Annotated in this window: 21 protein-coding genes; 11 read left to right on the top strand and 10 right to left on the bottom strand. The window is 64.3% G+C overall.

All coding sequences use genetic code 11. The features are described 5' to 3' along the window. The first annotated feature begins 77 nt into the window (after positions 1–77). Complete coding sequence (locus AC4LGL_RS14390) at positions 78–1469, top strand: IS256 family transposase (protein ID WP_412458454.1); 1392 nt, start codon at positions 78–80, stop codon at positions 1467–1469. Here the strand turns inward: AC4LGL_RS14390 and AC4LGL_RS14385 are convergent. Continuing rightward, positions 1466–1750: a DEAD/DEAH box helicase family protein gene (locus AC4LGL_RS14385; RefSeq protein WP_074405139.1), complete on the bottom strand. Its 285-nt coding sequence runs from the start codon at positions 1748–1750 to the stop codon at positions 1466–1468. The genes AC4LGL_RS14390 and AC4LGL_RS14385 overlap by 4 nt on opposite strands. 891 nt (positions 1751–2641) lie before the next feature. On the opposite strand from AC4LGL_RS14385, the gene AC4LGL_RS14380 reads away from it, so the two are divergent. Continuing rightward, positions 2642–4210: a hypothetical protein gene (locus tag AC4LGL_RS14380; RefSeq protein ID WP_491839263.1), complete on the top strand. Its 1569-nt coding sequence runs from the start codon at positions 2642–2644 to the stop codon at positions 4208–4210. Positions 4211–4383: 173 nt separating this feature from the next. Here the strand turns inward: AC4LGL_RS14380 and AC4LGL_RS14375 are convergent, their stop codons facing one another. Continuing rightward, the gene (locus tag AC4LGL_RS14375) at positions 4384–6042 is read right to left on the bottom strand and encodes a hypothetical protein (protein WP_131823190.1); all 1659 of its coding nucleotides are present in this window, start codon (positions 6040–6042) and stop codon (positions 4384–4386) included. Positions 6043–6621: 579 nt separating this feature from the next. Next, entirely contained in the window at positions 6622–8328 is a 1707-nt protein-coding gene (locus tag AC4LGL_RS14370) for a hypothetical protein (RefSeq protein WP_081278882.1), read from the bottom strand. A 233-nt stretch (positions 8329–8561) separates the two neighbouring features. Between AC4LGL_RS14370 and AC4LGL_RS14365 the strand changes: the two genes are divergently transcribed. The 4 genes from AC4LGL_RS14365 to AC4LGL_RS14350 all read left to right on the top strand — a co-directional run bounded on the left by AC4LGL_RS14365 (position 8562) and on the right by AC4LGL_RS14350 (position 12424). Then, positions 8562–8801, top strand: a complete 240-nt coding sequence (locus AC4LGL_RS14365) for a DUF6308 family protein (RefSeq protein ID WP_225504932.1) — start codon at positions 8562–8564, stop codon at positions 8799–8801. Between the two features lie 595 nt (positions 8802–9396). Further along, positions 9397–9738 carry a VOC family protein gene (locus AC4LGL_RS14360; protein ID WP_491839375.1) on the top strand — a complete coding sequence of 114 codons (342 nt, stop codon included), beginning with the start codon at positions 9397–9399 and terminating at the stop codon, positions 9736–9738. A 40-nt stretch (positions 9739–9778) separates the two neighbouring features. After that, positions 9779–10525, top strand: a complete 747-nt coding sequence (locus tag AC4LGL_RS14355; RefSeq protein ID WP_491839262.1) for an alpha/beta fold hydrolase — start codon at positions 9779–9781, stop codon at positions 10523–10525. A gap of 72 nt (positions 10526–10597) precedes the next feature. After that, positions 10598–12424 carry a serine/threonine-protein kinase gene (locus AC4LGL_RS14350; RefSeq protein WP_491839261.1) on the top strand — a complete coding sequence of 609 codons (1827 nt, stop codon included), beginning with the start codon at positions 10598–10600 and terminating at the stop codon, positions 12422–12424. Here the strand turns inward: AC4LGL_RS14350 and AC4LGL_RS14345 are convergent. After that, entirely contained in the window at positions 12392–13270 is an 879-nt protein-coding gene (locus AC4LGL_RS14345) for a phytanoyl-CoA dioxygenase family protein (RefSeq protein WP_491839260.1), read from the bottom strand. The two genes, AC4LGL_RS14350 and AC4LGL_RS14345, sit on opposite strands and share 33 nt — an antisense overlap. 45 nt (positions 13271–13315) lie before the next feature. Between AC4LGL_RS14345 and AC4LGL_RS14340 the strand changes: the two genes are divergently transcribed. Further along, positions 13316–13891 (top strand): TetR/AcrR family transcriptional regulator, encoded by a 576-nt coding sequence (locus AC4LGL_RS14340; protein ID WP_491839259.1) that lies wholly within the window; start codon positions 13316–13318, stop codon positions 13889–13891. A gap of 18 nt (positions 13892–13909) precedes the next feature. Here AC4LGL_RS14340 and AC4LGL_RS14335 read toward each other — a convergent pair whose 3' ends face one another. Then, the gene (locus AC4LGL_RS14335) at positions 13910–14296 is read right to left on the bottom strand and encodes a hypothetical protein (RefSeq protein WP_491839258.1); all 387 of its coding nucleotides are present in this window, start codon (positions 14294–14296) and stop codon (positions 13910–13912) included. A 75-nt stretch (positions 14297–14371) separates the two neighbouring features. Here AC4LGL_RS14335 and AC4LGL_RS14330 point away from each other — a divergent pair, with 75 nt between their 5' ends. Next, on the top strand, positions 14372–15454 hold the full coding sequence (locus AC4LGL_RS14330) for an SDR family oxidoreductase (protein WP_491839257.1): 1083 nt from the start codon (positions 14372–14374) through the stop codon (positions 15452–15454). Here AC4LGL_RS14330 and AC4LGL_RS14325 read toward each other — a convergent pair. Continuing rightward, a complete protein-coding gene (locus tag AC4LGL_RS14325) occupies positions 15451–16131 on the bottom strand; it encodes a TetR family transcriptional regulator (RefSeq protein WP_491839256.1) in 681 nt (226 codons plus the stop codon). The two genes, AC4LGL_RS14330 and AC4LGL_RS14325, sit on opposite strands and share 4 nt — an antisense overlap. Before the next feature lie 153 nt (positions 16132–16284). Between AC4LGL_RS14325 and AC4LGL_RS14320 the strand changes: the two genes are divergently transcribed. Continuing rightward, positions 16285–17310: an NADP-dependent oxidoreductase gene (locus tag AC4LGL_RS14320; protein ID WP_491839255.1), complete on the top strand. Its 1026-nt coding sequence runs from the start codon at positions 16285–16287 to the stop codon at positions 17308–17310. Positions 17311–17314: 4 nt separating this feature from the next. Further along, positions 17315–18433, top strand: a complete 1119-nt coding sequence (locus AC4LGL_RS14315; RefSeq protein ID WP_491839254.1) for an Rv3169 family protein — start codon at positions 17315–17317, stop codon at positions 18431–18433. Here the strand turns inward: AC4LGL_RS14315 and AC4LGL_RS14310 are convergent. Both AC4LGL_RS14310 and AC4LGL_RS14305 read right to left on the bottom strand, forming a co-directional pair. After that, positions 18421–19158 carry a hypothetical protein gene (locus tag AC4LGL_RS14310; RefSeq protein ID WP_491839253.1) on the bottom strand — a complete coding sequence of 246 codons (738 nt, stop codon included), beginning with the start codon at positions 19156–19158 and terminating at the stop codon, positions 18421–18423. The two genes, AC4LGL_RS14315 and AC4LGL_RS14310, sit on opposite strands and share 13 nt — an antisense overlap. Position 19159: 1 nt before the next feature. Continuing rightward, positions 19160–19756: a hypothetical protein gene (locus AC4LGL_RS14305; protein ID WP_491839252.1), complete on the bottom strand. Its 597-nt coding sequence runs from the start codon at positions 19754–19756 to the stop codon at positions 19160–19162. A gap of 382 nt (positions 19757–20138) precedes the next feature. Between AC4LGL_RS14305 and ripB the strand changes: the two genes are divergently transcribed. Continuing rightward, a complete protein-coding gene (gene ripB, locus AC4LGL_RS14300; protein WP_491839251.1) occupies positions 20139–20780 on the top strand; it encodes an NlpC/P60 family peptidoglycan endopeptidase RipB in 642 nt (213 codons plus the stop codon). A gap of 2 nt (positions 20781–20782) precedes the next feature. On the opposite strand, the gene AC4LGL_RS14295 is transcribed toward ripB, so the two are convergent. Beyond that, entirely contained in the window at positions 20783–21721 is a 939-nt protein-coding gene (locus tag AC4LGL_RS14295) for a M56 family metallopeptidase (RefSeq protein WP_491839250.1), read from the bottom strand. Beyond that, the gene (locus AC4LGL_RS14290; protein WP_064881457.1) at positions 21718–22107 is read right to left on the bottom strand and encodes a BlaI/MecI/CopY family transcriptional regulator; all 390 of its coding nucleotides are present in this window, start codon (positions 22105–22107) and stop codon (positions 21718–21720) included. The genes AC4LGL_RS14295 and AC4LGL_RS14290 overlap by 4 nt, the downstream gene beginning before the upstream one ends. Positions 22108–22114 lie beyond the last annotated feature (7 nt).

The following is a 22114-nucleotide window of genomic DNA, read 5'->3' as shown; positions in this document are numbered from 1 at the left end:
CGATCCCACAATCCTGTGTCGAGCGGGCGTGTCAGATGGTTTGTGTAGGAGCTGCATGAACCGGATGGAGCACGATGATGTCCATGGTTGTTCGGCAGGACAGTCAGGCCGGTGACGGCGAAAACGGCGAGGAGATAGACCGGCTGGATTCGGGCCGGCAGGCGTTCGAGGAGTTGAAGGCCTCGGGCGGTTTCGATGACGTGCTGGCCAAGATCGACGCCGGCGAACTGCAGCTGACCGGCGAGGGCGGCTTCCTGCAGGAGATGGTGAAAGCGGTCCTCGAGCGAGGCTTGCAGACTGAGCTGAGCAGCCATCTGGGATACGAAAAGGGTGATCCAGCCGCAAGGGTACTTCCCAACGCCCGCAATGGATTCAGTCCCAAGACAGTATCTAGCGAAGTCGGCGACGTCACCCTGGCGATCCCACGCGACCGAGACGGTAGCTTCATTCCGACGCTGGTCCCGAAGGGCTCGCGGCGCATCGGCGGACTCGATTCGATGATCGTCAGCCTCTACGCCGGCGGTATGACCATCCGCGATATAGAGCATCATCTGGCGACCACGATCGGGACCGAGATCTCGCGGGAGACGATCAGCAAGATCACCGACTCGGTGCTCGAGGAGGTCCTGGAATGGCAGCGCAGACCCCTGGACCCGATGTATCCGATCGTCTATCTGGACGCTCTGGTCATCAAGATCCGCGACGGACAGCAGGTCCGCAACAAGTCAGCGCATATCGCCGTGGGCGTCGACATCGACGGCATTCGCCACGTACTGGGGATCTGGGTTCAGCCCACCGAGGGCGCCAAATTTTGGGCTGGCGTGTGCGCTGAGCTGGCCAATCGCGGCGTCAAGGACGTGCTCATCGCCTGCGTGGACGGCTTGACCGGCTTCGGTGATGCGGTCGCGGCGACCTGGCCGCAGACCATCGTTCAGACATGCACTGTGCATCTCATCCGGGCTTCGATGCGTTTTGTCGCCTACGGCGATCGCAAACCGGTCGCCGCCGCACTGCGCGCGATCTACACCGCACCCACCATTGATGCCGCTGAATCGGCGCTGCGGGACTTCGCCGGCTCGGCCTGGGGGCAGAAGTACCCGACGGCGGTTCGGGCCTGGGAATCGGCTTGGGAACGCTTCATTCCGTTCTTGGCGTTCCCGCCAGCGGTCCGCAAAATCATCTACACCACCAACGCGATCGAGTCGCTGAACTACCAGCTCCGCAAGATCATCAAGAATCGTGGCCATTTCCCCAATGATCAAGCGGCAGTGAAGCTTCTGTGGCTCGCGATCTGCAACATCGAGGATAAACGTGCCCGAGAACGCGTCCGCCAACGCGACCGAACAGAGCCGCAGGAATACAGGCAAAGCAACCGTCTCGTCGAAGGCGCCATAGTCACCGGCTGGAAACACGCACTGGCCGCCCTCGTCCTCAACTACCCAGACCGACTAGAGCCCTACATCTACTAAATGACCGCAGGTCTTACACAAAAATCTTGACAAGCTCTGTCGAGCGTGCGGCGGATCTGGCGAACCAACGCACGCCTGGGCACCAGCACCAGCCAATGCCGATCCGGCCGACTGTCGATCAGGCCAGCAATGACCGCTGTCTTGCCGGTACCGGTCGGCATGGTGACCAGCCCGGCACCACTCGGCGAGCTGCCACTGCCCGCAAGAAAGTTCGCCATGGCTTTCACCGCGTCACGTTGGTGTGGCCACAACGCGCCGGCCAAAGAGGTGTGCACCGTCACCTGTCTATGAAACCCTGTTGCCCACAGCAGGCGGCTCAGCGACGCAGCTGTCTTGAGCCATCATCTGCAGCCTGCCGGACATCAGCGATCTAACGCTTTGCCACGGCCCACCCTGGCCCCTAGTCGCAGGCTCAGTCGCTAAATGCCCGCGGTATCGAGCTGCCGCGGGCGCGGGCCGCGTAGGCCGGCCACTAGGTCGGCGAGCAACATCCGCTGCCCGGCTCTCGCATGTTGTTGCGGAATGCGTCCGGCGCTCTCACCCGTCCGCGGGCATTCTGATTGGCGGGAAGTTGCCTACCAGCGCTCGACGTGCGTCCCGACTGTCTGTCACTGTCATGTCATCCCGGAAAAGAGCCAAACTTGGTGGCACAAATCCGCGAAATGATGCGAGTCGCACTGGATCTGACTGGTCGAGTTGGCCTCGGGAGATCTGCTGCATCCCAACCCTTCTAGTGGCAGACGGCGCACGAACAGTCGGGCGTCGACGTCGGGTCGATGACTGATGTGACGCGATGGTCGCGACAAACCGGCAACGAGGAGTATCGTGAATGGCGCTCAGGAGTGGCTTTTCGGAAGAGTCGACCATCAGAGGTGAAGAGTCGACCGCGCACGACGATGAATATCGACCCAGACGTTCCTCAAGTGCCCTCCTGAGCTTTTAAACACTGTCCAGCGGGGCACGAAGAGCGCGTTAGCTCAACGCGCACGGCCAGAACGCGGTTGCTACGCCTCGATCGAGGTCAGTACGGTCGCGCTTCACCGATCGAGAATGGCTCCATCTGATCGTCGCCGTCCGCGGTGTTCGTCACTTGCCCGAGGGCGCAGGTGGAGTCAGCCAGTCCTGCGTACCAACCACCGAATCTGTCGAACTCCGGTGACACGCTGGAGACCATGACCATCACCCTCCCCAGCGGGCAACCCAACGAGCGATTCATGCGGTACGTGCGGCCACCAGTCAGGGACGACGATGACCATCCCCCGCTGTTTCCGCTTCGCCCCGCGACGCGCCGGTTGCGACTGGGCATCGACGTCACCACGGTGCCGACTCCCCCGGATGGACTCCTGGCTGGGTACCTCACACGAGACGAAATCGACGTCCAGCTCCTGCTTCCGGAAGACCAGGAAGTTCCCAGCACGTGGACCGCCCTGTTGCCCGCGGCGACAACAGTGCGAGTTGCGTTCACTGCGGTACCTGAGAGCTGGCCGATGATGCTGGCCTTCAGCGTCGGGTTCGCCGCTGACAGTGAGACGCGACGCACCCGGGGAACAGCAGAGTTCTTCCCCGCGTATCAGCTCGCCGACGCGCAGGCAGCACCTGCCAACGCACAGCCGCTGGAGTCGTCGCAGCGGCATCACGCGGCTGCTTACGCCGCGGTGGCCGCAAAGGTCGACATGGACGTCATCGTCACCAACGCTCCGACCGCGGGCCGGTCCGACGTTGCAGATAACGACATCGTCATGGCGGTCGCTCCGGATGACGCGGTGGCCCTGATCGGGCTCTATCTGCGCATGACAGCCAACCCCGTTGTCGGGGTGCAGCGGGGAGCACTCGCCGGCGACATTGGATCGTGGGAGACGACGCTGACCACCGGAACCATCGAGAACCTCTACAACTGGGGCTTGGTGTCGCACATGCGCTACTTCGAGATCTTCCAGGCCCTCGCCGCTCGGGAGTCGGACAGCGCAACAGTGACGGCGCTCAACTCGATCCGCGTGCGCCTGACCCGTGCGGCACGCGCACTCGATCACGTGCTCGCGGCGCTCGCCAACCCGCTGAATAACAACCGCGAGGCCGACGTAATCGAGACCGCCGCCGAGGCTTTCGACCGTGAACTGCTCTACCTCGCCGCGGCATTCGACATCTACGGGCGCCGGTACCCCCTCCTCATCGATCCCACGCGTGACCCGAAGAACTTCCGCCAGTCACTGGACGGGAAAGGCTACACCCAGGACCACGTGGAGAGGGAATACGACGCCGGCATGCTCGTCGATGTCCAATGGCTGCACGTCTACGCAACGGTGTGCAAGGTGCTCCGCAACCACATCCACGACGGCATTCTGCCCGTCAACCAGCATCTCGGGCGCAGCTACGGCAGCACCAGGAACATTGCACTGAACCTGGACGCGATGCCCGAACTGCTACCCGGCAGCACCGCGGTCGACAGCAGGTTGACCCAGGCTCACTATGACTCGCTCGGAGCGTGGCAAGCCGACCCCGCCGACGCCTTCGCCACCCCGATGAAGGTCGCCGACCTCGCCACAGCGGGGGTCACGCTCCTAGTCTCCGGACTGCAGCTCATCGAGGAGTTCACGAAGGTGATCCTGCGGAACAAGCCGCAGACAGCGGCCGCACCCAGCCCGCTGCTCGGTTGCCTCACCGCACCGCCGGGGTGGACCGAACCCCCGCTGCACGAACGCGCGGTGCTTTACGGAGCGCTGTTCGGCTATCACCCCGTCTGAAGCAACGCAGCCGCCGGTGATCGGCGCGTACGCAACGTCACCTAGATGGTTCGGGAGTGTCGACCGGAAACCACCCCGAGATTGACCACCAACGGTCATCAGCGGGATCCCGGCGGAGGTTGATCAACTCCAAGGTTCCGGTGCCCGCCACCGTCGGTTCCTCACGCGGCCCGTTAGGGTCGTATCCGCGCGTCCAGCTCTGCGGCGGCTGTGACCATGTGCTGCGGACACGGGCGGTACGGGAATCGGCACGCCTCCAGGTACTGCTGCAGCGGCATCACCCCCACCTGCCGCCAGGCCCGGATCAGGTTGGCCGCTTCAACCCGTGGAGTCTCCCCCATGCCCTCCAACAGCATGAGATCGGAAATCGAGACGACAGCGGGCGCTAGCATCCGGCCCCCATACGCCGCCATCATCTCGCGAGCACAGAACCCGACGAGCATCATCGACATCGGAGTGCTTGGAAGTCCCACGTCGGGCACGACGACGAAGGGCGCGAACGTCGTGTCCGTGAACGATGCGCCGTCCCAGCCGCGTTCGATCAGTTGATCGATCACGGACTCGAACTGACGAGCTTTCTTGCTCGTCAGGAAAGCTTCGAGGTTGGAGGCGAACTCCGCGCCACTGCCCCATCCCTCGGCCAGCGGTTGCCTCAGCGGACGGTGCGTCGCGTCGATCAGCCAGACCAACTGAGTGTTGGTCGGCAGCATCCAATCGCACGCCTTCGGTTGCTGTCCCCTCTTGACAGGCCACGCGGCCTGCATGTCCTCTTCACCAACGATGGAGCCGAACACCGCACTATTCGCAGCGATGCGGGCGACCATGCGACCGACGATCTGCTCGAACTGGTGCTTGACCGCATCCTGAAACTGCCTCGCCCGCTCCGGCTTTCCCTGCTCTACGAAGCCCTGCTGAACATCGAACTCGGGGGCGTTCCCGAAGAACCGGTCCATACCCCACTGAGCTCGGAGCGCGAGCACTGCGCAGTCGCCGAGGTCGAGGAACGGGAACCGCGTGAACGTGTACCGCTGTGCTCGCACATCGCCACGCTCCCGATCCTGCCGCGACATGGCACGGAACTCGTCCAGGTCGCGGACCATGTTCCGTTTGATGTACTGCGCCACTTCATCACTGACACCGTGCTCGTGGAGTGCGCCCAGGTCGAAGCGAGCGCGCCCTGTCCGCAGAACCGACATGATGACGTCACCCGCTCGCAGGAAGTCGTCCATGCTGATCCCCGTGGCTTCGCGGAAAGTGTCGGCGGGGGTCTCACCGAGCTGGTCGCCCACCTTCTGTGCCCAGGGCTGGTACCAGAACTCATGGGTCATGCACTTCATGTGCTCGGGTAACCGAGAGGCGTTGAACATTATCGACGCCGCTTCGTCGACCGCCATCTCGTTGGCGAACTCGATGAGCTCGTCCTCCGGCATGGCCCGCATCTCAGCATCCATCTGGCGCATGTCCATGGCGCTAAACCGAGCAGCTGAGCCGCTCGAGGTGTCGTGGTCCTCGGTCACCGACAACAGCAGCTGGAGCAGAGCGTCGTCGTCCTCGATACCGAGCCGTGGCCCCTCGCCAGCTTCGATGATCTCCCGCATGAGTCGGACCATCGTCTGCGGCGGCGCCAGCCGGTGCCCTGCCGCGAGCTGCTGCCGCACCGGCTCGTACCACTGCGAATCCACGATGCGCCTGGCCTCGATCGGCACCGTCTCCGCGCTGCTGAGCAGCGCAGCGTCGAGTTCGGCTTGCATCTCACCCAGCGCTACCAGCACCGCCGTGCTGTCGATACCCGAGAGCAGCTCAAGGCGTTGCTCCCGATCTAGCGGCTCCAAGCCCACTGTTGTTGCTGTGATCGTGTGTCGCGCCATCCCATGCATGGCCTCCACGACACGCCGAACCCCAGGCGGAAGATCACTCATGTCGGGCAGCTCCATCGCTGCTGGTTGAAAGGCAGGTCTGTTCGAAGGAGTGGGTGTACTGCTCTCCGACTGCCGCGTCCGCTTCACAAGGCGCCGTTGCCGTCGTGCACGCTTCTGCTGCCGCTTCCTCATGACCGTCGATATTCGCACGCAGGACCGACAACGCCGCCTTATGGGACATACCAGGTCCCGCTCCGCCACGAACTCAGCAGCCCCGGAATCTGCGAAAACATGAGACTGTCAACGGATGCCTGACATGAGTCGGCAGGTAATTCACCGTATCGCGATCCGGACTGCACCGCCGTGGGGGTTGAGTGTGGTGTGCAGCCAGAGGCATGTAGGCGAATTGTCCTGCCGTCGAGGTTGGTTACGGCGAGCCGGCGATCGGGCTACCCGAGTGAGTCTGGTTGGACCACCTCGCCGAACATCGAGAATGGCCGTTCGGCGGTGCCAGCGTGTACGAGTCGGCGTGCGGTGACCGATTCGTCAGTGTCACTGCGGGTCCGAGGTAACCGTTGCGAGGCGCAGCTTCGGCATTTCCACGATCATCTGCCGCCACGCCGAACGCTGGGGAGGGGCGAATGTGTGCTGCAGCGACAACGGAACACCGCGCGGCCGCAGCACGATACGTGTTCTTTTGCGATGCCGAAGCTCCGCGTATTGCTCCGCGTAGTTGTCAGCTCCCTCCAGGAAGGCAGCGAGAATGTCGAACTCTTCGGCGGCGATGGAATGCCCCGCCCCTACAGCCTCGTGCCGGAAATCCAGATACCGCAGAAATTCGTCCATGCCGTCGAGGGTGTATGCCACCAGGGCTAAGTCCTGCAGGGTCATCACGGGAAAACGTGTTGCCTGCCGGTACTTTCCGGACATGACTGCATCGCCCCAGATCCCGCCACCAAAATCGTGCATCACGACCCCGAGTCCCCGCACCGTGGTGAACGTATCCGGTTTGATCAGCCGACCGCCGACGACGACCGGCGTGCCCTGTGCTGCGGCGGCCAGCCGTGAGGTTAGTTGTTGGAATGCCTTACCGACATCCCGTTCATACGATGAAACCGTTTTCGAAGGATCAGCGGGCCCGAACCCTGCCTTGACTTCCCCCAGAATCAGCGTCGGATCGGACCTGACCGCGAAATCGACCTGCCCTTTGTCGCTATCCGACACTTTTACGGTGACATCGGTGAGGACATGATCGGAGGGATTGTGAAACAACTGCCCGAGAGTGTCACCCGAGGTTCGCTCCATAACGCGGGTAACCGCTTTCTCGGGCAGGGATCGCCGCAGGTAGTCGGCGATGGTTATGTGTAGACTCCCCCGTACTATCGGAACATTCACGGGCACAACTTGATCGTCAACGAGAACGAACGGGTAGGCGTCGAACGCTTGCCCACCGGTCTTCTCACCGTCGAGACGCGTGTTGAACACATCGCGGATCCGGACCCCCGCGTACACGCCGACCGGGATCGCGCACGCCTCAGCGAATGACCGCGCCCCCTCGCTGAGTGGCGGAAGAATAAAGTCCGGCCGTTCGATCGTGCAATTCGTATCACACGTGATGATGTACTGAACAAGTTCCGAGATTACGGACTCGGGCAGCGTTTCGATGTGCGCGTGGCGCAGAAGTGACCGTGAAACAATCAGCGATGCCCACCACATGCGGGTACGAAGGTTCACCATCTGCGCGCTGGAGGCCGTCAACGCCATTTCGCCGTGCGGCAATACTGTCGATCGAGATTCGCGCAACAGAGCGGCCAACCGTTCGGCGGCGAGCCACTGCACCATGCACTCAAGGAAGGGCATCACACCGTGGCCAAGCGGACCGTCGCCCCCTCCCGCCGCGCCGATCAGCCAGACAATTTTCGAATGACCGTAGTCGAGCAGGAAATCTCTATAACGTGACGCATGCACTGCCTTCGTGATGGCCCCGAGGGCCAGTACCGTGCACGGATTCACCTCGCTGAGTGCCTCCATGGCGAGACGCTCGGTCATCGCGCATTCGTCGAGCACCGCTGACCGCATATTGTTGTCGAAGAGAGCTTTGCGACGGTAGCGGCGCTTCACCTCCCCCACCGGCAGGACCGCATTCAAGATTCGCAACCCTTGCGGCGACCGGCTGAACTCTTCCCGCAAATGCACTTCGTAGAAGTTGCGCAGCGCGACACGCGCGTCGGCTTGCAGACCTGTCGCTTTCCAGTTCACCAATCCCCCTGATGTAAACGTAACCTTCACCGATGTCGAACACGCGCGATTCACGTTGTCTGTTCGCTCTAGCCACGTCCCAGCCCAGTGTAGATATCGCCAATTACGTTGTGGCCACGACGGCTTGAGGTCTCTGCCGTGCGCACTTGTGCACCGTCGGTGTGCGCCGCGCCGACAGAACCCCGTCGTGGCGTCATCCGAACCCGGCGAGGCCGGCGGTTGGGTGAGCGCGGCTGCCCGCCGTCGACAGCGTGATCCGCCGTGCCCTCGGGTTGGGCGCGGATCGGAAGCTCGAGCTGCGGGACTGCTTGGCCGACCTGGAGATGCGGGCGGCAATTGAGAGCGCTCGGCCAGAAACCGCTCCAGCCGCAGGCATCTCACCGATACGGGTGTTGGATGCCGTCGTCTGGATCCGCCAGAGTGGTTCCCGCAACGCCCGACAAGCACGGCGACGCGCTGGCCTAACTGGCTAGCAACCCGCACCTAATCGGCGGGCCGCCGTTGCGACCGCGCCGTAGCGACCAATCGAGCCCTCACTCTGTGGTGTCCGGCACTCTCAAGTTTTCCTGGACTCTGGCCGGCACTCTCATCTCTTCGCGGAAAGATAGACTCAAATCGATCCAAAACTAGTTGAGAGTGCCCACGTCACGGCACTGATCCACTCTCACCTTCTTCCGGATCGGACAATGAGTGTCCGATCCGGAACTAGTTGAGACTATTCCGGGAAAACATGAGAGCTGTCCGATTCCGCCCTGTTTTCCGGAACTATCTGAGAGTTGAGTCGGCCCTGGTGGCTCGATGTTTTCCGACCAGGTGTCCATATTGAGCGGTCTGTGTGGTTCCGATTCCGCGACTGCCTGACAGTGCCGGTTTTCAACGGCATGTCTACGTGCGGCCTTGTCGGACGCCCCAGCCTTCCGGGGGGGGACGCGAAAATCGACATCACGGCCGGCGGCCCGGCTGTGCGCCTTCGCGTCCGCCGCGATCTGCCTCGCGAGGTCGTCGCGAGACCACGCATTCATCAGAGCCGGAGGATTGCCGACTCGCCGCTGAAGCCGACGCAGCCCGATAGAAAGAACTGGTCGACTGAAGTTCTACACCGAGGTGCTGGGATGCGAACTCCGCACCGACATGGAGGTCTGGCCGGGTGCGCGGATGATCGAGGTTGTGCCGCCGGGATCAGATGTCTCCCTGGTTCTCCTGCCGCACGACAGCCAGATCCCGATCGCGATCCGCCTGGGCACCGCGGATGCTCAACAAGCCCATGACAGGGTCCGTGATGCCGGGGTGACGCTGCACAACGACGAGTTGATCCGGATGGAGGGAGTACCGGCGATGTTTTCGTTTACCGACCCCGACGGCAACGGTTTGGTCTACCTCGAGGACACCGAGCCGACCGATCCCCGCTAACCAGACGCCCCACGACGGAGACGATGCAAGGATGGCCTCCATGACTGTGGTTCTCGTGCACGGTAATCCGGAAACTGACGCGATCTGGGGTCCACTCGTCGATGCGCTCGGTCGCGATGACGTGGTGCGGCTGTCGCCGCCGGGATTCGGTGCGCCACTCCCCGACGGCTTTGCCGCGACCTTCCTTGCCTACCGGGACTGGCTCGAAGGCGAGCTGGAGAACATCGACGAGCCAGTCGATGTCGTCGGGCACGATTGGGGCGGCGGCCATGTGATGAGCGTCGTCATGCACCGGCCCGAACTGGTGCGCAGCTGGGTCACCGATGTCATCGGTGTCCTGGACCCCGACTACGTGTGGCACGACATGGCCCAGCTTTGGCAGACACCCGGAGAAGGTGAGGAACTCGTCGACACCATGCTCGGCGGAACCGTCGAGGATCGCGCCGCCCAGATGTCCGCGTTGGGCATCCCGATCGACATCGCGACCTCGATCGCCGCCCAGCAGGGACCAGAGATGGGGCGGGCGATCCTCGCGCTGTACCGCTCGGCCCGCCAACCCGCGATGGCGGAGGCCGGGCGAGCGCTGGAGAAGGCTCGGGCCCGGCCGGGCCTTTCCCTGCTCGCCACCGACGATCCCTACATCGGCTCCGACGACATTCGACAGCGTGCGGCGACGCGGGCCGGTGCACGCACCGAGGTACTCGACGGACTGGGACATTGGTGGATGGTGCAGGACCCGGCTGGTGGCGCGGCGGCCCTCACCCGCTTCTGGGACGGCCTCGGCTGATTTGTTCGGAACGTCGCGGTCCTGACGAACATCTGTTCGCGCTCGGGTTGCCGTCCTTTGTAGGCTGCGAACATGCCGTTCAATGCCGGTGACGTCTTTGCCGGGTACACCATTCAGCGGCTCCTGGGCGCCGGTGGCATGGGCGAGGTCTACCTGGCCCAGCATCCTCGCCTGCCCCGTCTGGATGCACTCAAGATCCTTTCGGTGAGCACCACGCGCGATGAGGAGTTCCGCGCCCGGTTCAACCGCGAGGCGGAGTTGGCCGCATCGTTGTGGCATCCGCACATCGTCGGGGTGCACGACCGGGGCGAGTTCGACGGCCGGCTGTGGATCTCGATGGACTATGTCGAGGGCACCGATGCCAAGCACTTGATTGAGCAGCACCCGTCTGGGATGCCCTTGCCGGATGTGGTGGAGATCGTCACGGCAGTCGCCGAAGCCCTCGACGTCGCTCACGAACGGAACCTGCTGCACCGCGACGTCAAACCGGCGAACATCCTGGTCACCGTGCCGTCGGGAAGTGCCCGCCGACGCATCTTGCTCACCGATTTCGGTATCGCCCGCGAAGCCGACGACGCGAATGGCCTCACGGAGACCGACGTGGCCATCGGTACCGTCGCGTACGTAGCGCCGGAGCAGCTCACCGGGAAGACGCTCGATGGCCGCGCAGACCAGTACGCCCTGGCAGCGACCGCTTTCCATCTGCTGACCGGCTCGCCTGTCTTCGAAGACACCAATCGCATCGTCCAGGCCGGCAACCACCTCTACGCACCACCGCCCCGGCTGTCCGAGCGCCGCCGCGACCTCGCCCATCTCGACGCCGTGATGGCCAAGGCGCTGGCCAAGCAACCCGACAAGCGCTACGCGCGGTGCCTGGACTTCGCGCGAGCGCTGGGCGGGAGCACGGACGTGTCGACCGCGCCCCAGCCGGTGGCGCCTGCTACGGGCGTTCACACCGCCCCGCTGGAGATCCCCGACGTCCATGAGCGGAGCAGCTCCCCGGAAACCAAACGGCTGGCCATGCTGACGATCCTGGGCACTGCCCGCGGCGTGCAGAAGACACCGGCCGGGCCTGACGGCGAGGAAGAGGTCTGGACGTTCCGCGTGGAGCGGTACGAATCGACCGGTGAAGCGCACACCGTCGTGCCGGTCGAGCTCCGTGGCAACTCCATCACGGGCGAACTCTCCGACGGGGATGTGGTGGAGGTCAGCGGCCCCTGGGACGACCGAACGCTGTTCGCCGACTCGGTGGTCAATCATTCGGCCGGCACCCGCGGACGCCGCCGGCGCGACTCGTTCGCAGTGACGCCAGGTAATCGCCGCCGTGCATTGACGTCGCATCCGGTACGCATTCTGTTGGTTCTGGCCGTGGTCGCCGCGATCGTTGCGACGTCCGTCCTTCTCCTCCGCGGTTTGGGCTCGTCGGAGCACAACACCACTCCGGGGTCGCCCGTGAAGCCCGAGAGTGCGACGGTGTTCTCCCCAGGCGGCTCACCAGACCATCCGGATCAGGCGAGTCTGGCCATCGACGGCAACCCGGATACGTCGTGGTCCACCGACATCTATCAGGATGCCGCGCCCTTCCCGGCCTTCAAACAAGGTGTCGGCCTGCTACTTCAGCTCCCCTCGCCAACCGCTTTGAGCGAGGTGACGATCGACGTGCCCAGCACCGGAACAGAAGTCCAGATTCGCGCGGCCGACAGTGCTCACCCGAACAGCCTGTCCGACACCACCGAGCTGACGCCGAACGTGACGTTACAGCCGGGCGACAACACCATCACCGTCGACAATCAGACGAAAACGTCCAATGTGCTGGTGTGGATTTCCAAGTTGGGCACCCTCGATGGGCAGAGCCGCACGAACATCTCAGAGATCACGCTGCGGGCATCGGGCGATTGATCCGCCTTCGGACTCGAGCAGACGCTTGGGGTGCATGCCGTCGACCTGACCGATGAACGGCGGGTGGATGCTGTAGCCGAGCATGCGGCGGATGTCCTCGGAGACGGCCCGCACGGTGTCGCGGGTCATCGACAAGGTGAATGCCTCCTGCGGACGCAGCCACGGCTCGCAGTATTGCGCCGTCAGGGCCAGGCGTGGGTTCGCAGAACGGTTGGCGCCACCGCCGTGCCACAACGTTCCGACGAAGAACACGCATGACCCGGCGCTCATCACCACCGGCTCGCGCTCGGCGGGCTCGGGCAGCCGCTCACCCCACTGGTGGCTACCCGCGACGATGTCGGTGGCACCGTTGTCGGCAGTGAAGTCGTCGATCGCCCAGATCGTGGCCGCGCCCAGGGCCTTTCGCGGTCGGGGCAGCGGATAGAAGCCGTCATCGGTGTGCAACATCTGGGCCTGCTCCCCCGGTAGGATGTTGATCACCTGCAGCATGGACAACAGGTAGTTGGGCATGAACAACCGATCCAGCAGCGCCAGCACCCGCGGATGGTCGGCGATGCGGTCGCAGCTGCGGGTCTTGTTCAACACGCTGTACACCCGCTGGGTCGCGTGTCCTTCAAACCCGTTGCGGCCCACCAGGTCCAACAGCGGACCCACAGATTTCCGAATGTCGTCGAGCTCGGCCTCGCTCAGCAGGTCGGGCAGGATCACGTATCCGTCGCGCAGCACTGCCGCCAGGTCCGCGTCTGCCACGGCAGGGTCCACCTGCTCACCGCTGCTGCGGGTCCGCCGATAGGTACCGGCCAGGTCACCGGACAACTCCGTCAACGACGTCACTTCAGTGCTCATATCGCCCTCACCGAAACATAACTGATTTCTGTTATGGTTCGGACTATGGCACGCGCGCCGGTCGGACGTCAACAACTGATCGATGCCGCCCGCGACGAACTCGTGCACGGAAACGGCGTCTTCGAACTCAGCGGGCTCACCCGTCGCGCCGGCCTCAGTACCGGCGCCCTCTATCACCACTTCGGATCGAAGAGCGGGCTTCTGACCGCGATCTATGACGGCTTCTACGACGGGCTGCGCCACGCGATCGCCGATACCCACCTACCCGACGGCGACTGGGCTACCCGCGAACGCGACCGCACCCATCGCTTCGTCGCCTATCACCTCGCCGACCCGCTGGCACCGATTCTGCTCAACCGCACCGCCAGCGACCCGCAGCTCACCGAACTCGGCGAGGCCTACATTCACGACCTCATCGACAACGCCGCCGCCAACATCCGCCATGGACAGCAACTCGGCGGAATTCCAACGGATCTGGACCCCGACAGCGCTGCTGCCTACGTCATCGGAGGCCTGCGCCACGGCATCGCGCAGCAGCTCCGTGTCATCCCGACGCCCGATTCCGATCAAGCCACACAGACACTTTGGCGCTTCACGGCAGCAGTCCTCGGAATCACCTAGACCGACAGTCCAACCGCGTCAGTCCCGGTCGTCGCGACCGCGCCCGGTTAACCGGTTGAACGCGGAGACGCCCGGGATGTTCGTCAACATCCGGAAGACGTCGTTACCCGTGTTGATCAACGATTCCAGCTGTGGCAGGAGGCGGTCCAACGTACGGAACATCGGGTCGGCCATGGCCATATACCGTTCGGTGCGATCGATGGTGGTGTTGAGCCGTTCCGTCGCAACCGCGAGGTTCTCCAGCAGATCAGGTAACTGGGCGGCAAGTTGAGCCGACGCCGGCGGAATACGCATCGCGCCGCTCGCCACCGCCTGGGCGGCGCCGACGGCGGACTGGGCCGTCTCGACGGCTGCCTGAGCGGCCGACTTGAGGTCGCTGGGTTTAGGTACCTTCTGGCTACTCATATCGCTAACTGTCCCCCCACACCCGCTACTCCGTCAGCAATATGCTTGAGCTGAACCGCGCGAGAGGACTCCCCCATGGGCACAGCCCGTACACCGATCGACCCGGATGCGCCGGTGCTCGTCACGGGCGCCAGTGGCTACATCGGGAGCTGGATCGTCAGGTCCCTGCTCGAAGCCGGTCACACCGTCCACGGCACGGTGCGCAATCCGCAGAAGGCGTCCGGTTTGGAGCATCTGCACAAGCTCTCCGCCGATCATCCCGGCCGGCTGAAACTGTTCAAGGCAGACCTGCTCGAGCCCGGCAGCTTCGACGAGGCGATGCACGGCTGTCAGCTGGTCATGCACACCGCCTCGCCGTTCCTGCTTTCCGGTTTCACCGATGCGCAGGAGGCGCTGATCCGCCCGGCACTTGAGGGCACCCGCAATGTGCTGGACTCGGTCAACCGCACCGAGAGCGTCAAGCGTGTGGTACTGACCAGCAGTGTGGTCGCCATCTACGGGGACGCCTGCGAATCACGGGATGTCCCGGGCGGCGTCTTCACCGATGAGCACTGGAACACCACCAGCAGCGCCGACCACCAGCCGTACCCCTACTCCAAGACGGTGGCCGAACAGGAGGCCTGGCGGTATCAGAAGGCGCAGGAGCGTTGGGACATGGTCACCATCCACCCGGGCCTGGTGCTCGGACCTGCGCTGACCAGTGCCAGCGACTCGGCCAGCCTGAGCACGATGAAGCAGTTCACCGACGGCACCCTGCTGGCAGGAGCGCCCGCGCTGACCATGGGCGTGGTGGACGTGCGCGACGTCGCCGATGCGCACCTGCGTGCCGGGTTCACCCCCGAGGCGCACGGCCGCTACATCGTCAATGCGGATTCGCTGACGCTTCTGGAGATTGGCAAGGTACTACGCCGCCGGTTCGGCCCGTTCTACCCGTTCCCGAGGATGACCGCGCCGAAGGTGCTCGTGAAGGCCATCGCCCCGGCGGCCGGGCTCACCCGAGAGTTCGTCGAGCGCAACGTGGGATATCCATTGGTGTTCGACAACAGTCGCAGCCGCAACGAGCTGGGACTGACCTACCGGCCCGCCGCGCAGACGGTCACCGATCACTTCCAGCAGATGCTCGACGACGGGCTGGCCCGCCGCATGCCGGGTAGCTAGTCCGCGGGTTCGGGCGGAAGCCCGTACTGCACCGCGATGCCGGTGAGCAGCAACGTCATTCGGTGCTGAAAGGCGTCCTCGCTGAACGGGTCGAATCCGGACTGTGCGACTGCGCGCAACGTCGGATAGTCGGATGCGGAACGTTTGGCCGTGAGTTTGAAGATCCGGGCCAGCCAGGGCTGTCCGCTTTCGGCGTGGAGGTGTTCACGGTGCGCCTCGGTGACGCTGCCGATCGCCATCGCGCTCACCGCAGCCCATACCGCCATCGCGTTGTCGGGCGACAGGCCGTGCCCGGCCAGCGCTTCGACCGCGTCGCCGTTGCACTCCATTTCCATGTCGTCGCGTACGCCGCCGGTGACGAACTTCTCGACCAGTGCCGGCTCCGAGGCCAGGACCGTCCTGATGTAGGACGCATAGCTGCGCATCCAGGTCGCCCAGTGCTCGCCGGCGTACCGCGGGGGCGGTGACATGACCAAGGCGCTTTCGGTGGCCAGTCGCAGCAGATCGTCCTGGTTCTTGACGTGGTGATACAGCCCGGGAAGGCTGACACCGAGATGCTCGGCTACCCGGCGCATCGTGACGTTTTCGGTGCCGATCTCCCGCACCGCTGCGACAATGGCGCTGTGGTCGATGCGGGGTGGCCTCCCTCGACGAGGCGTTATCTCGTTGGCGCTCATGTCATCCCGGTCGTTTCTCCCGCGGGCTCATGGGTGTTCTCCCGCCTGGCGAGACACTTTCAGTCTGGGGCTTGACGATAATCGATATGCATTCTAAGAATCAATATGAAAAATCGGATGGCACCTCGATCTTCCACAGAAATGAGCAGCGACATGACTGACTCCGCGCACCGCCAGAACCGTCAAGTCCTGTTGCGCCGTCGTCCGAATGGGCTGGTCTCCCCCGAGGACACGGAAATGGTGACCACGTCCGCGCCGGTTCCTGCCGACGGTGAGGCACTGCTGCGGACGACGTATGTGGGCATCGACGCGGCCGCGCGCACCTGGCTGGACGGTGAACCCGGCTACCTGCCGGCTCTCGAATTGGGCGAGGTCGTCCGAGTCGCCGGCATCGGCGAAGTTGTCGAATCACGTTGTGATGCCTACAAGGTCGGCGACCTGGTCACCACGCTGACGGGGCTGCAGGACTATGCCATCATCCGCGACGACCTCTTCAGTACGCCGGTGGTCGGCTACACCGATCCGCTCGCGGTGATGTCGATCTACGGACCGACGGGCGCCACGGCGTACTTCGGCATGAAGGGCGTCGGCAAACCGCAAGCCGGTGAGACGGTCGTGGTGTCGGCTGCAGCGGGCGCCACCGGATCGGTGGCAGGCCAGATCGCCAAGATCGCCGGTGCCCGGGTGGTCGGTATCGCGGGCGGCCCGGAAAAATGTCGGGCCGTGGTCGAGGACTTCGGCTTCGACGCCTGCGTCGACTACAAGGACGGCGATCTGTCCGCCGCGCTCAAGGAGCAGTGTCCGAACGGGATCAACGTCTACTTCGACAATGTCGGCGGAGACATCCTCAATGCAGTGCTCGGCAACTTGGCACACAAAGCCCGAGTGGTGATGTGCGGCATCATCTCCAGCTATCTCAACGGCGATCACCCGGGCCCCTCCAACTACGTCAACCTGCTTGCCACGTCCTCGACGATGCAGGGCTTCATCGCACTCGAAGAGTGGGCGCACTTCGATGAGGCCTTCGCCGCACTGAGCGAATGGGAGCAACAAGGGCTGCTCGTCCATCGCGAAACCGTGTACGAGGGACTCGAATCCAGCATCGACGCCCTCAACGGACTGTTCACCGGGGCCAACATCGGCAAGATGCTCGTCAAGATCAACGAGCCGGAAAATTGACACCGTGCTCACCCCTTTTGATGACTACCCCATTCACGCCTCGGCCGACCCGGTCGCCACACCGGTCAGCGCCGACCCCAACCACTACGACCGCTACTGGTTCAACGGTCATCAGCGTGACGGCGAGTTCTACTTCGGCGCGGCGATGGGCCACTACCCGGTTCGCGGGACCATCGACGCCGCCTTCAGCGTGGTCAAGGACGGGGTGGAACATTCCGTCTTCGCCTCGGGGGCCATGCCGCTGGACCGATCGGCGACCATCGGGCCCTTCCATATCGAGGTCGTCGAACCACTGCGCACCATCCGCTACCTCGTCGATTCCAACGAGCACGGCATCTCCTGCGACCTGACCTTCCGCGCCACCACCGTCGCCATCGAGGAACCTCGCCAGCAGCGGCGTACCACCGAAGGCATCGTGCTGACCGATCACACCCGGCTCACCCAATGGGGATCCTGGGAAGGAACGATCTGCGTCGACGGCGAGGACCTGACGGTCGAGGCCGGTGCCGTACCCGGAACCCGCGACCGGTCCTGGGGAGTTCGGCCCATCGGCGAGCAGGTACCCGTGCTCCGTCAGCCGATGCCATTTCAGGTGTTCTGGCTCTGGGCGCCCTTGCATTTCGGCGATCGGTTCACGCACTACGCCTTCCACGAGCACGAGGACGGGCGCCGTTGGCTGGAGACGGCGCAGATTCTGGATCCGATTCCGGCGGGCGTCTCGCCGTGCAGCCGGGTGGGTGTGCGGGAGTGCTACGACATCGGCTACGAACTCGAATGGGAGCCGGGGCGGCGGGAGATCCGGCGAGCCCACCTGTGGTTCACCGATCCCGTCGACGGTGAGACCCACATCGAAGTGGAAAAGCTCTTCACCTTCCGGATGCGCGGGATCGGCTACTGGCATCCGCATTGGGGGCATGGTTCCAATCACGGACAATTCGAGATCGGCAGGGAGTCCATCGATCTCGATGCCTTCGAGCCTACCGACTTCGCCTCCATTCACCTACAGAACGTCGTCAAGGCCACCATGGGTGAGCGCACCGGGATCGGTGTCGTCGAGCAGATCGCGATCGGACCGCACGCACCGTCGGGGCTCACGGGATTCCTCGACGGCTACCAACCCTGAGGCTGCCTCGCGTCGGCCAACAGTTTCATGACGCGCAAGGTCTTCGGTTCGTCGGCATCGTCCAGCGCCAGCCCACGCGACGTCACTTCGTCGGTCAACGCCTGCTGCCGTCCACGCGCCTGATCGACGTGCGTGACGCGAATGGAGAGTTCCAGGAAATCGGCTCCGGCGATCGTCCACCGTTCGGCCGAAACATGGTCAACCGCACCGATCTTCATGTTCTTCCACTGGATGGCAGCGATCGGGCCCAACAGCGTCAGCCCACCGAACGCCACTCGAATCTCGCCGCAGTCGGCCAGGAAGTCGAGTTGTGACTTGGTGAACGCGTTGACGAGACGGCCGTCCTCATCGATGGCCGACTCGATGCTGCCCTCGTCGAGATCAGCTTTGCATGACGCGGCCAACACGTGCTTCGAGCGCGACCAGTCACCCTCGACCGTCAAGTCGGTATCGCCGCCGGAGCGCTCTCCCCACTGTCCGGCCAGCTGTGACCACCGGCACGGACGCAACTTGACCGTCGAGTCCTCACCACCGTCCTTGTTTCTGCGCAGCCGCAGAACGATTCCCGCACTCAGAAGCGGCAGAACCGGACGCGCACCCTCGGTCAGGTCGTCGAGGAACCAGACTTTTCGCGACTTGCCACCGCTCAACCCCAACAGCGACAGCGCATGGTCGACGTCGCCCTTGACATTCACTTTGATCTCGACCGCACTCGGCCCAGTCATCTCACCTCCCCATCCGTGGATCGGTCACCTCGTCGACCAGTTCGTTGGTCGCCGGGTCGAGGCGTTGCAGGCGCGCCACGTGATCGGCGTCTGTCGTCACCTTCATGATCAGTTCGGCCGGGTCCATGCCCAGCGATTTCAGTGTGGCCGTTGCCGTCTCGATGGCCTCGTGTTCGGGAATGTCACGGCCGCCGGCATAGACCTTGGTGATGTGGGCGAAGGCGGTCGTTCCGTTCGGGCGGTGAAACGAGACCCTCCGGACCTGGACGGCGTCCTGCGGAGGGCCGCTGACGGTGCCCGTCGTATCGAATTGGTTGACCACGGACACCGATGCACCGTTCTCCGTGATGAGCTCGAAATGCAACTCCGTGACGCCGGTCGCGGCAAAGGACGGTTCGTTCAGGGTGATGGTCGATCCATCGACGACGGCCGTACGAAAGAACCCGAAGCTGCGAAAAATCGGCTTGGGCGGAAGGTCCACGTTGAATTCCATGTGCAACGCCAGGGTTGACTGAGCGACAACGGAGCGTGGGGCGTGGGAGTAATGGACGGTGGCCGAGTGACCCCAGGTTTTCACGGTATCCGTCAACGCGATCATCACAGCATCCCCTTCTGCAACCCGACGTCCACAAGCGTATGAAGCGCTCGTGCAGGTGCCATGAGTACTGCACTACCTGTTCTGACACGCCCGCCGGCTAGCGTCCGACGTCGGCGACCGAGACCAAAACGCAATCTGCGCAATGAATTACCACGATGGAATTTGGTTACAGATGGGGCTGACGTGTCTATTGTCATCTAGAGTACGTACGTACGTAGTTGGTACAGAGTTCCCGTGAATGCGGACGCTGCCTCCGCCACGGCTATCGCAAGGCGGAGGGGGATGCGTGACCATGCCTTCCATGACCCACGGGCGTCCCCTCTACTGGGATCGGCGAACACTCCTGCACACAGGGATTCTCGCCGCGGCAGCGTTGGCGGCCATGGGTACTCCCCTCGCCCACGCGGAACCCAACGCCGGCCAGTGGGATCCCACCCTGCCCAACCTGCTCAGCGCGGGAGCGCCGGGCGATCCTGTGGCCATCGCCAATGCGTCGTTGCAGGCGAGCGCTTTTGCCGCGCAGACGACGTTCGACATGGGCCGAAAGTTCCTCGGCAGCCTGGGGCTCGCCCCCGCGGACACCGGCGCGGCCCCCGTCCTCCGCGGCAACCGCGTCTATGGCAGGCAGGCAGTCGAGTACGTGATCCGGCGGGCCGGCACCCAACTCGGAGTGCCGTATTCGTGGGGTGGTGGCAGTCTGACCGGGCCCAGTCGCGGAGTGGATTCCGGTGCCGGCACCGTCGGCTTCGACTGCTCCGGGCTCACTCGTTACGCGTTCGCCGGCGTGGGTGTCCTGCTCCCCCGCTATTCGGGCGATCAGTACACGGCGGGGCGCCACCTGCCGCCGTCACAGGCCAAGCGAGGAGATCTGCTGTTCTGGGGGCCAGGTGGCGGTCAGCACGAAGCGCTCTACCTCGGCGGCGGCCAGATGCTCGAGGCGCAGCAGACCGGCGTTCCGATCAAGATCTCGCCGGTCCGCACCTCCGGGATGACGCCGTATGTCACTCGCATCATCGAGTACTGACCTCAGCGACAGAGCAGGCCCGACGCCCCCAACACGAACGTCGCGACCGGAGCCAGGGCGATCACTGCCATCGCCCCGAAGAGGCCGGCCCCGGCCCCGACCCGGATCCACGGCGCCGGCGGAAGAGCAAGGCGCTCAGCCCGGTTCAGCAAGGCAACGTCGGCGGCGCCGAGGGCCTGGGCCGGCGTGGCTCCGGCGAGTGCCATGAGCCCGGACAGAAGCGTGTGCTGCCCATGGCGGCGCACCGCGACGTCGTCGGCGCACATTTCCAGGAGCCGACCGACATCGGCGGCGCCCCGGGTCATCAGCCGTACCCGTGGAAAGACCATCGCCAGCCCGCGCATCGCGGTCACGATCTTCGGATGACGTCCGTCGAGATGTGCCCGTTCGTGGGCCAGTACGGCCTGCAGCTCGTCGCTGCCCAGTGCGGCGATCGCCCCGGTGGTGACCACGATCGCCGGAGGCTCCCCCGCCACGCAGTACGCAGTGCGCTCACCGGTGTCGACGATGAAGACGTCGCGCTGATCGGTCGGACGTCCCACCAGACGGACCGCCTGGGCGTGACCGTGGGCATGGGCGCGCAGCCGTCGAATGGTGCGCAGGGCTTTGATCCCGACGCCGGCCAGCGCCACGACCAGCGCGACCGCCGCGACCATCACCGCCGCCTGCGCCACGATGCCCGCGCGCCCGGCCGCGATGTCGCAGAGGAACTCGACGCATGACGCCAGGAATGATGAGCGCCCGCCGCCGTGGAAAACCACGTCGAGGATGACCAACACCGGAATGACGATCCAGGTGGCCAAGACGCTGACGACGGCCGTCAACCATGCCGCCACACCGAATCGGGGGGCGGACCCGCCGCGGGTGAGGGCGCTGAGCAGCGTCGGCGCCAGCACCATCATCGCCACGCTGTAGATCAGCAGACCCGCGGCGACGTTCACCGCTTTTTCGCCCTCGTCGATCGTCTGGCCAACGTGCGTAGCGCGGCGCGCAGTCGATCGGAATCCTGCGGGTCGATCTGCTCGATGAAGTAGCTGAGCACCAGATCCGAACGGCCGCCACCGTCGAGGGCCTCGCGCATCAACTGAGCGGTGTGCTGCTCGCGGTTCAACCTCGGCCAGTACCGGTAGGCCCGGCCGTCGCGGTCGCGTTCCAGCCAGCCCTTCGTGTGCAGATTGTCCATCGTCGACATGACGGTGGTGTACGCGATCCGGCGCTCTTCGACGAGCTCATCGAACACCTCGCGCACAGTGACCGCCGCGGGACCGCGATTCCAGATGCGGTCCATGATGTCGGCTTCGAGTTCGCCGAATCCTCGTACGCGCACAGCACCC

It is taken from the genome of Mycolicibacterium arcueilense (assembly GCF_058536225.1).
This window is presented reverse-complemented; position numbering and strand designations above follow the sequence as displayed.